The sequence below is a fragment of the Salinimicrobium oceani genome (assembly GCF_012037645.1).
The window spans coordinates 1-410 of record NZ_JAAVJR010000817.1 but is presented as its reverse complement, the minus strand read 5'-3'; the positions used below and the strand labels follow the sequence as shown (position 1 = coordinate 410).

Below are 410 nucleotides of genomic sequence, written 5' to 3'. Positions count from 1 at the left end.
AGATCAATTAAATTGATCATTTTATTTTTTATAGTAAACAATCGGGCAACCAGTAAAAACGCTCCTAATCCAAAAACAGTAGCTATTTGGTTGGGTCCATACCCTCCTGTGGCCGCGTAGTTGCCAGAGAGGTGAATTATCTCCTGTCGCAGGGTAGGAGTGTAAAGAAACAGGTAGAACATTTGGGACAAGAGAGGCAGGAGCATCATCATGAGCACCATCTCCAAATCATCCTTTTTAATTTTTTTATAGTAACAGTACAATGCGGAAATTCCAAGGCAAACAGGTCCCGCCAGGTTAAAAGCCACTTGTTTTCGGAATTCAACATCATAACTTATAGTCATGGATCCAACAATTATACCTGGCATCAGGATTAAAAGATAGATCCAAAACGGCACTGTTTTGGAAGA

The 410-nt window shown here is 40.0% G+C and carries 1 pseudogene; it reads right to left on the bottom strand.

Features of this window, described 5'->3' with window-relative positions:
- Nucleotides 1-344: pseudogene (locus HC175_RS19545) on the bottom strand (O-antigen ligase family protein); the annotation flags it as partial.
- Nucleotides 345-410: the final 66 nt, after the last annotated feature.